8 protein-coding genes are annotated in these 8,571 nt (G+C 68.4%); 3 read left to right on the forward strand and 5 right to left on the reverse strand.

Going from position 1 to position 8,571, the window contains the following annotated elements:
• Nucleotides 1-11: 11 nt before the first annotated feature.
• The 3 genes from rpsR to rpsF all read right to left on the reverse strand — a co-directional run bounded on the left by rpsR (nucleotide 12) and on the right by rpsF (nucleotide 1,260).
• Complete coding sequence (gene rpsR / locus CIB93_RS24430) at nucleotides 12-248, reverse strand: 30S ribosomal protein S18 (protein ID WP_003967857.1); 237 nt, start codon at nucleotides 246-248, stop codon at nucleotides 12-14.
• 42 nt (nucleotides 249-290) lie between these two features.
• Entirely contained in the window at nucleotides 291-896 is a 606-nt protein-coding gene (locus CIB93_RS24435; protein ID WP_096629843.1) for a single-stranded DNA-binding protein, read from the reverse strand.
• Between the two features lie 73 nt (nucleotides 897-969).
• Nucleotides 970-1,260: a 30S ribosomal protein S6 gene (rpsF, locus tag CIB93_RS24440; protein ID WP_006126011.1), complete on the reverse strand. Its 291-nt coding sequence runs from the start codon at nucleotides 1,258-1,260 to the stop codon at nucleotides 970-972.
• A gap of 347 nt (nucleotides 1,261-1,607) precedes the next feature.
• Here rpsF and CIB93_RS24445 point away from each other — a divergent pair, with 347 nt between their 5' ends.
• From CIB93_RS24445 to CIB93_RS24455, 3 genes are all read left to right on the forward strand, one after another.
• Nucleotides 1,608-1,919, forward strand: coding sequence for a hypothetical protein (locus CIB93_RS24445; protein ID WP_096629845.1), 312 nt, complete (start codon nucleotides 1,608-1,610; stop codon nucleotides 1,917-1,919).
• Between the two features lie 161 nt (nucleotides 1,920-2,080).
• Nucleotides 2,081-3,199, forward strand: coding sequence for a peptidoglycan bridge formation glycyltransferase FemA/FemB family protein (locus tag CIB93_RS24450; RefSeq protein ID WP_096629846.1), 1,119 nt, complete (start codon nucleotides 2,081-2,083; stop codon nucleotides 3,197-3,199).
• Between the two features lie 96 nt (nucleotides 3,200-3,295).
• Nucleotides 3,296-4,327 carry an alanine racemase gene (locus CIB93_RS24455; protein WP_096629848.1) on the forward strand — a complete coding sequence of 344 codons (1,032 nt, stop codon included), beginning with the start codon at nucleotides 3,296-3,298 and terminating at the stop codon, nucleotides 4,325-4,327.
• A 38-nt stretch (nucleotides 4,328-4,365) separates the two neighbouring features.
• Here the strand turns inward: CIB93_RS24455 and CIB93_RS24460 are convergent, their stop codons facing one another.
• Together CIB93_RS24460 and CIB93_RS24465 are read right to left on the reverse strand one after the other, a co-directional pair.
• A complete protein-coding gene (locus tag CIB93_RS24460; protein WP_096629849.1) occupies nucleotides 4,366-5,868 on the reverse strand; it encodes a glycosyltransferase family 87 protein in 1,503 nt (500 codons plus the stop codon).
• A 141-nt stretch (nucleotides 5,869-6,009) separates the two neighbouring features.
• A partial coding sequence (locus CIB93_RS24465; protein ID WP_373558798.1) for a transglycosylase domain-containing protein occupies nucleotides 6,010-8,571 on the reverse strand: 2,562 nt, incomplete at its 5' end.

Below are 8,571 nucleotides of genomic sequence, written 5' to 3' on the forward strand. Positions count from 1 at the left end.
TCACCCTTCCCTTATCGCGCGGTGGACGTGTAGGGCAGCAGCGCCATCTCACGGCTGTTCTTGACTGCCGTGGCGACGTCACGCTGGTGCTGCGTGCAGTTGCCGGTGACGCGGCGGGCACGGATCTTGCCGCGGTCGGAAATGAACTTCCGCAGCATGTTCGTGTCCTTGTAGTCCACGTACTGGGTCTTGTCCTTGCAGAACGCGCAGACCTTCTTCTTAGGCTTGCGCACAGGCGGCTTCGCCATGGTGTTTCTCCTGTGTGATCAAGAAGTGGGGTACGAGCCGACCTAGAAAGGGGGCTCGTCCGAGTAGCCGCCGCCAGAGCCACCGGAACCGCTGGGGCTTCCGCCCCAGCCGCCCTGCTGGGCCCCGCCCTGCTGGCCGCCTGCCGGCGCGCCGGTCGCCCACGGGTCGTCGGCGGGTGCACCGCCACCGCCCTGCTGGCCACCGCCACCGGGACCGCCGCCCCAGGTGTTGCCACCCTGCTGGCCGCCGCCGTATCCACCCTGGCCGCCCTGACCACCGCGACCGGTGGTCTTGGTGACCTTGGCCGTGGCGTTCTTGAGGCTGGGGCCGACTTCCTCGACGTCCAGCTCGTAGACCGTGCGCTTGACGCCCTCACGGTCTTCGTAGGACCGCTGCTTCAACCGGCCCTGCACGACGACGCGCATGCCTCGCTGAAGCGACTCCGCGACGTTCTCCGCCGCCTGACGCCAGACCGAGCAGGTGAGGAACAGGCCTTCGCCGTCCTTCCACTCATTGGTCTGCCGGTCGAAGATGCGGGGTGTGGACGCGACACGGAACTTCGCGACCGCCGCACCGGACGGGGTGAAGCGCAGCTCGGGGTCGTCGACGAGATTGCCGACGACCGTGATGACGGTCTCGCCTGCCATGGGTGAACCTCTCGGCGGGATTGCTTCTGGCTGCTTGCTGCTACTCGGACCCGAAAACCGCTGAGCTAAATGCTCAGTGGACCTCGGGACGGAGGACCTTGGTCCGGAGGACCGACTCGTTCAGGTTCATCTGGCGGTCGAGCTCCTTGACGACCGCAGGCTCGGCCTGCAGGTCGATGACCGAGTAGATGCCCTCGGGCTTCTTCTTGATCTCGTAAGCGAGCCGACGACGGCCCCAGGTGTCGACCTTCTCCACCTTTCCGTTGCCCTCACGGACAACGGAGAGGAAGTTCTCGATCAGCGGGGAGACTGCTCGCTCCTCGAGATCGGGGTCGAGGATGACCATCACCTCGTAGTGACGCATGTGGAACCCACCTCCTTTGGACTCAGCGGCCACGGTCGTTCCGTGGCAGGAGGGTCGTGATGCGTGAGCAACGGTGTCCCCGAGGAGAACACCCGGCACTGACAATCCCGCTTCCGAACGGTCCCGTGGAGGGGGTTCGGGGAGAGGCTCGCCGTGCTGGCCTGGGCAGACACCGGTGCAGACCGTACAGACTACCCGTAGACCGGCTTCCGGTTGAAATCCGGAGCTCAGAGGGCACAATCGAGACAGATGCGGTGTGAGAGGCGCTACACGCGACCGCTCCCTGTGAGAGCGGCCTCCGCGCGTGCGACGCCGCACCCACCGCCCGTCCGGCCAGGAGGTACTCCATGGCACAGACCATCCGCCCCGCCACCGGTTCGCTCTTCGCGACGGACGGGAAGCCGCACCCGCTCCAGGACACCCTGCTCGCCGTGACCCTCGTGCTGGGACTCCTCGCCTTCGTGACGGCGATGTTCCACCACCTGCACCTGATCAGCTCCTGGGCCGGTCTCGTCGGCATCCTGACCGGGGGCTACGGACAGTTCATCTCCCGGACCACCGCGGAACGGTTCGGACTGATCGTCGGGCTCGGCCTGTCGGCGGTCGGCTTCTTCCTCGGCATGGCGCACGGCGGCCTCTTCGGCGGCGTGATCACCTGACCGGCGCACCGGCCGGCGCGGTCGCCAGGGGCGCTCGCGCCGGTCGGCCGTACGTACCGGGCCAACGGGGCCAGGCCGGGTCCCCCTCGGTCACAGTAGGCTTCGGCGCGAGAGCCGGAGCCCCTGACCGATGGGGACACACCTGCCGAGGAGCGCCCCGCATGAGCCTGACCCTGAGGACCATCAGCCGAGAGCAGCATCTGGCGTACATCCAGAGCCTTCCCTCGGCAAGTCACTGCCAGGTCCCGGCGTGGGCTGATGTGAAGACCGAATGGCGCTCGGAGAATCTGGGCTGGTTCGACAAGAACGGCCAGATCGTCGGTGCGGGCCTCGTCCTGTACCGCCAGCTGCCCAAGATCAAGCGCTACCTCGCGTACCTCCCCGAGGGCCCGGTCATCAACTGGTACGCCCCGAACCTGGACGACTGGCTCCAGCCGATGCTCGCCCACCTCAAGCAGCAGGGCGCCTTCTCCGTGAAGATGGGCCCGCCGGTGGTCATCCGGCGCTGGGACTCGGCGGCCATCAAGTCCGGCATCCAGGACCCGGACGTCAAGCGGCTGCGCGATGTCGAGGCCACCCACATCGAGCCGCGCGCCTTCGAGGTCGCGGACCGGCTGCGCAAGATGGGCTGGCAGCAGGGCGAGGACGGCGGTGCCGGCTTCGGTGACGTACAGCCCCGTTACGTCTTCCAGGTGCCGCTCGCCAACCGCTCCCTGGAGGACGTCCTCAAGGGCTTCAACCAGCTCTGGCGCCGCAACATCAAGAAGGCCGACAAGGCCGGGGTCGAGGTCGTCCAGGGCGGCTACGAGGACCTGGCCGAGTGGCAGCGCCTCTACGAGATCACCGCTGTGCGCGACCACTTCCGGCCGCGCCCGCTCTCGTACTTCCAGCGCATGTGGACGGTCCTCAACTCCGAGGACCCCAACCGGATGCGGCTCTACTTCGCCCGGCACAACGGCGTGAACCTCTCCGCGGCCACGATGCTCGTCGTCGGCGGACACGTCTGGTACTCCTACGGCGCCTCCGACAACATCGGACGCGAGGTCCGGCCGTCGAACGCGATGCAGTGGCGCATGCTGCGCGACTCGTACGCGATGGGCGCCACCGTCTACGACCTGCGCGGCATCAGCGACTCGCTGGACGAGACCGACCACCTCTTCGGTCTGATCCAGTTCAAGGTCGGCACCGGCGGCGAGGCCGTCGAGTACGTCGGCGAGTGGGACTTCCCGCTCAACAAGCTGCTGCACAAGGCGCTCGACATCTACATGTCGCGCCGCTGACCCGCTTCAATACAGCGATACAGCAGTACAAGACCTCGGCACACACCGTTCGTCCCTCTGATTCACCGCATCCACCAGAAAGGTTCCGGGCCGGCCATGGCGCTCTCCCTCTACGTCGACACCGCGCGCTGGCGGGCGCACCAGAAGTCCGTGCTCGACCAGTTCCCCGGCCTCGTACCGGTCTGCAAGGGCAACGGCTACGGCTTTGGCCACGAGCGGCTCGCCGACGAGACGATCCGCTTCGGGTCCGACACCCTCGCCGTCGGCACGACATACGAGGCTGCCCAGATCAAGGACTTGTTCAGCGGCGACCTGCTCGTCCTGACCCCGTTCCGGCGCGGTGAGGAGCCCGTTCCGCTGCCGGACCGTGTCATCCGGTCCGTCTCCTCCGTCGACGGGGTGCACGCCCTGGTGGGCGCCCGGGTCGTCATCGAGTGTATGAGCTCGATGAAGCGCCACGGCGTCAAGGAGGAGGAGCTCGGGCTGCTGCACGCGGCGATCGAGGACGTACGGCTCGAAGGCTTCGCGCTCCACCTGCCGCTGGACCGCACCGACGGCTCCGACGCCGTCGAGGAGGTCATCGGCTGGATGGACCGGCTGCGCGCGGCCCGGCTGCCGCTGCACACCATGTTCGTCAGCCATCTGCGCGCCGAGGAGCTGGCCCGGCTCCAGCAGCAGTTCCCGCAGACCCGCTTCCGGGCCCGCATCGGGACCCGGCTCTGGCTCGGCGACCACGAGGCCACCGAGTACCGGGGGGCCGTCCTGGACGTGACCCCCGTCGTCAAGGGAGACCGGTTCGGCTACCGCCAGCAGAAGGCCGCCTCCGACGGCTGGCTGGTCGTCGTCGCGGGCGGTACGTCCCACGGGGTCGGCCTGGAGGCGCCCAAGGCACTGCACGGCGTGATGCCGCGGGCCAAGGGCGTCGCCCGCGCGGGCCTGGCCACGGTCAACCGGAACCTGTCGCCGTTCGTCTGGGCGGGCAAGCAGCGGTGGTTCGCCGAGCCGCCTCACATGCAGGTGTCGATCCTGTTCGTGCCCTCCGACGCACAGGAACCACGGGTCGGGGACGAGCTGGTGGCCCATCTGCGCCACACGACGACCCAGTTCGACCGGCTCGTCGACCGCTAGGGTCCTTCGTCCGGATAAGGCCGGGCCCGGTCGGAGCGTCAGTCGGAGCGGGCGTGTGCCGTGCCCCACTCCACCGGAGGCCCGTCGACCGACTCGGCCGGGTGCGCTGCGCGACGGGGCTCCGGCGCGGACGCGTCCGGCGCCCCGTCGAGCACCCCGCCCGACGGGTCGTCCGACCCGTCCCGGCGCACCGGGTCCTTCTCCGGCAGCAGGATGTCCCGGACGACCAGGGCGCACAGGTACAGCGTGCCCAGCAGGTGCAGGGCGATCGCGAGCTGGTAACCCTCCTGCGGCAGGCCCTGGTGCGTGTCCCCGCCGCTGGTGTACGCGAGGTAGAACCAGATCCCCAGGAAGTACATGACCTCGCAGGCCTGCCAGATCAGGAAGTCGCGCCAGCGCGGCCGGGCCAGGACGGCCAGCGGGATCAGCCAGAGCACGTACTGCGGTGAGTAGACCTTGTTGGTCAGAATGAACGCGGCCACCACCAGGAACGCCAACTGGGCGAAGCGCGGCCGGCGCGCGGCGCTGAGCGCCAGGCCCGCGATGCCCGCGCAGAACACGACCATCAGGACCACCGAGGCGGTGTTGACGGTGTCCACGTCGATGGGCTTGCCGGTGCGCTGGGTGATGATCAGCCAGAACGAGCCGAAGTCGATCGGCCGCTCCTGGCTGAAGGTGTAGAACTTCCGCCACCCTTCGGGGGCGTACAGCATCACCGGCAGGTTCACCACCAGCCAGGCCGCCCCCGCACCGAGCAGGGCCGTACCGAACTCGCGCCACCTGCCCGCCCGCCAGCAGAGCAGCAGGAGAGGACCGAGCAGCAGCACGGGGTAGAGCTTGGCGGCCGTCGCGAGGCCGATGAGGATGCCGAACGCGAGCACCCTGCCCCGGGACCACATGAGCATCGCCGCGGCCGTCAGGGCCACGGCCAGCAGGTCCCAGTTGATGGTCGCGGTGAGGGCGAACGCGGGGGCCAGCGCGACCAGGAGCCCGTCCCAGGGGCGCCACCGGTGCGTGCGCGCTGTGCACACGGCGATGATCACCGCGCAGATCATCAGCATGCCCGCGTTGACCATCCAGTACATCTGCTCGCGCTGCTGGATGGGGTCGCTGTCGGGCGTCAGCGTCAGCCAGGCCGCCACCTGCATGAACACCCCGGTCAGGACGGGGTACTCCAGGTACTGCATATCGCCGCTCAGCCGGTCGAAGTACGGCACGAGCCCGTCGGCGAAGCCCCGGCCCAGGAACAGGTGCGGGATGTCGGAGTAGCAGGCGTGCGTGTACTGCGAGGTGGCGCCGCGGAACCACGCCCACTCGTAGCAGGGGATCTTCTGCACCATGCCGAGGGCGAACGTCCCGATCATGACCAGCGCGACGACGCGCACGGGCGTGAGCGGTCCGTCGCCGAGCCGCGCCCAGCGTCCCACCCGGCCGCCGAACAGCTCGCTCCCGGCCGCCGCGACCTCGTCCTGATCGGTGGGCCGCACGACGGGCCGCTCCTGCTGCTGCACGCTCGTGTCCTCTGCGCTGGGGCTTGGCATGCCGCACATCCTGCCGTACGGGGCTGTGCCCGGGGCAAGGCCCGCCCGGGGGACACGGCGAGGGCCGCCGTACCGGGTGGGTACGACGGCCCTCGCCGCTCCGGTGGGTCGGCCCCGGAGAGTCCGGCCGTCCCTGTCCGGCTATCCGGCGTTGCCCCAGATCGTGCTGCCGCCCCCGCCCGGACGGCCACCGGCTCCTCCTTCGGCGCCGCCGTTGTCGGTGCCGTCGGTCGTGCCGGAGCTGTCGCCTCCGCCGTCGGCTCCCGCGTTATCACCGCCCTCGGTGGTACCGGCGTTATCACCGCCGCCGTTGTTGGCACCGCCGTCCGCGCCGGCGTTCGCACCGCCGTCGGCGGTCTGGCACTCCCAGTCGAAGACCCCGCAGGTCCTGCTCGGCGTCGGCGTCGGGCTCGGGGTGGTCGGCGTCGGCGTGGGGGTCGTCGGGTCGTCGGACGGTGTCGGGGTCGGCGTCGGGCTGGGCGTCGGGCTCGGGCTGACCGCACCACCGCCCCAGACGGTCTCACCCAGGTCCTTCGCCTCCGGGAAGGGGATGGCCTTCTTGCCCTTCATCGCCGCGGTCATGTAGTCGTGCCAGATGGAGGCCGGGAACGAGTTTCCGTGGATCTTCTTCTCGCCACCGGTGCCGAACATCTCCTCGAACTCGCGGTCCTTGTTCCTCTCGTCGTCGTCCAGCCGGAACATGCTGATCGCCGTCGAGATCTGCGGGGTGTAGCCGACGAACCAGGCGGACCGGTTGCCGTCGGTCGTACCCGTCTTCCCCGCGGCCTCGCGGCCCTCCAGCCGGGCAGGCTTGCCCGTTCCGTTCTCCACGACGTTCTTCAGCACGTCCGTGATGTTGTCGGCGATGTCCGGGCTGAAGGCGCGCTTGGGCTTCCCCTTGTGCTGGAAGACCACCTCGCCGCCTTTCTTGACCTCGGTCACGGAGTACGTGTCGTTCTGCTGGCCGCTCGTGGCGAAGGTGGCGTAGGCGCCCGCCATGCGGATGGCGCTGGGCGAGGAGGTGCCGATGGAGAACGACGGGACGGAGGCATCCGCCATGAAGTCGTCGTCCTTGAGCCCGGCGGCGACAGCGACGTCCTTGACCTTGTCCGTCCCGACGTCCATGCCGAGCTGCACGAACGGGGAGTTGGCGGACTGCTCCATGGCCTTCCGCAGATCGATCTCGCCGTAGTCCGCCTGACCGTCGTTCGTCTGGAGCCAGTCGTCGCCGTTCTCGTTCAGCCAGACCTTGCCGGTGTAGTCCCTGATCCGCAGCTTGTTGTCGCCGTTGTAGATGCTCTCCGGTGAGACCTGGGTGCGCTCGGAGTTGCTCTGTTCGCTGCCGAGCTTCGGGTCGCGTACGCCGTACTGCATCGCGGCGGCCAGGACGAAGGGCTTCCACGTCGAGCCGACCTGGGCACCGGTGGCATCCGCGTTGTTCGTGAAGTGCTTGGTGGCGTCCTGACCGCCGTACGTGGCGAGGATGGCGCCGGTCTTCGCATCCACCGAGGCACCGCCGAACTCGACGTGCGTGTCCGTCTCGGGACGCTCCTCGGGACGGATCTTGGCGTCGTAGACCTTCTTCACCGCGTCTTCGAGCTGCTTCACCTTCTTCTTGTCGAAGGTGGTGTGGATCTCGAAGCCGCCCAGGTCCAGCTGCTTGGCGTCGATGTTCTGGCCGTTGTTGGCGAGGAAGTAGTTCTTGGCGAGGTCGACCAGGTAGCCGGTCTGGCCACCGAGCTTGGCGTCCTTCCGCGGCTCCTTCGGCATGGGGAACTTCGTGTATTTGGCGCGCTCCTCCGCCGACATGCGCCCGTCCTTGACCTGTTCGTCGAGGATCCACTTCCAGCGGCTGATGGCCCGCTTGGTGTTCTTCTCCTTGGTCGCGTTCTTCTTGTCGATCTCGGGGGCGCCGGCCGGGTCGTAGTAGCTCGCCCCCTTGAGCAGCGTCGCCAGGAAGGCGCACTCGCTCGGGTTCAGATCGGTGGCGTCCTTGTCGTAGTAGGTGCGGGCCGCTGCCTGGAGCCCGGAGGCACCGCGTCCGTAGTACGAGACGTTGAGGTAACCAGCCATCACGTCGTTCTTCTCCATCTCGCCGCCGACCTTGAGCGTGATGAAGAGTTCCTTGAACTTGCGGGTGAGCGTCTGGTCCTGGTTGAGCCGGGAGTTCTTGACGTACTGCTGGGTGATCGTGGAGCCGCCCTGGGTCTCACCACCGGTCGCCATGTTGAACAGCGCACGGCCGATACCCACCGGGTCGATGCCCCGGTCCGTCTCGAAGCTCTTGTTCTCGGCCGAGATCACGGCGTTGCGCATCGCGACCGGAATCTGCTCGAACTTGATCTCCTGGCGGTTCACCACACCACCGGTCGCCACCATCTGGGTACCGTCGGCCCAGTAGTAGACGTTGTTCTGTGCCGTGGCCGCTTCGTTGATGTTCGGCTTGGACACCAGGGCGTACGAGATACCCCCCACACCCATCAGCAGCCCCAAGAACCCCAGACAGAGCCCCGAAACCAGCTTCCACGAGGGCACCCAGCGCCGGAATCCGTGCTTGCCGTAGCGCGGGTAGTCGATGAAACGCTTCTTGCCCGGCCCGCCGTTGTCGCGTCCCCTGCCCCCCGGGCCCTCGGAACCGCCGCCACCGCGCCGCCGGCCACCGCCGCCGCCCGCGCCGTGGCCCCCGGCGTCCGCGCCCCGGCG

It is taken from the genome of Streptomyces sp. WZ.A104 (assembly GCF_002382885.1).
In the GTDB taxonomy this organism is placed as follows: domain Bacteria; phylum Actinomycetota; class Actinomycetes; order Streptomycetales; family Streptomycetaceae; genus Streptomyces.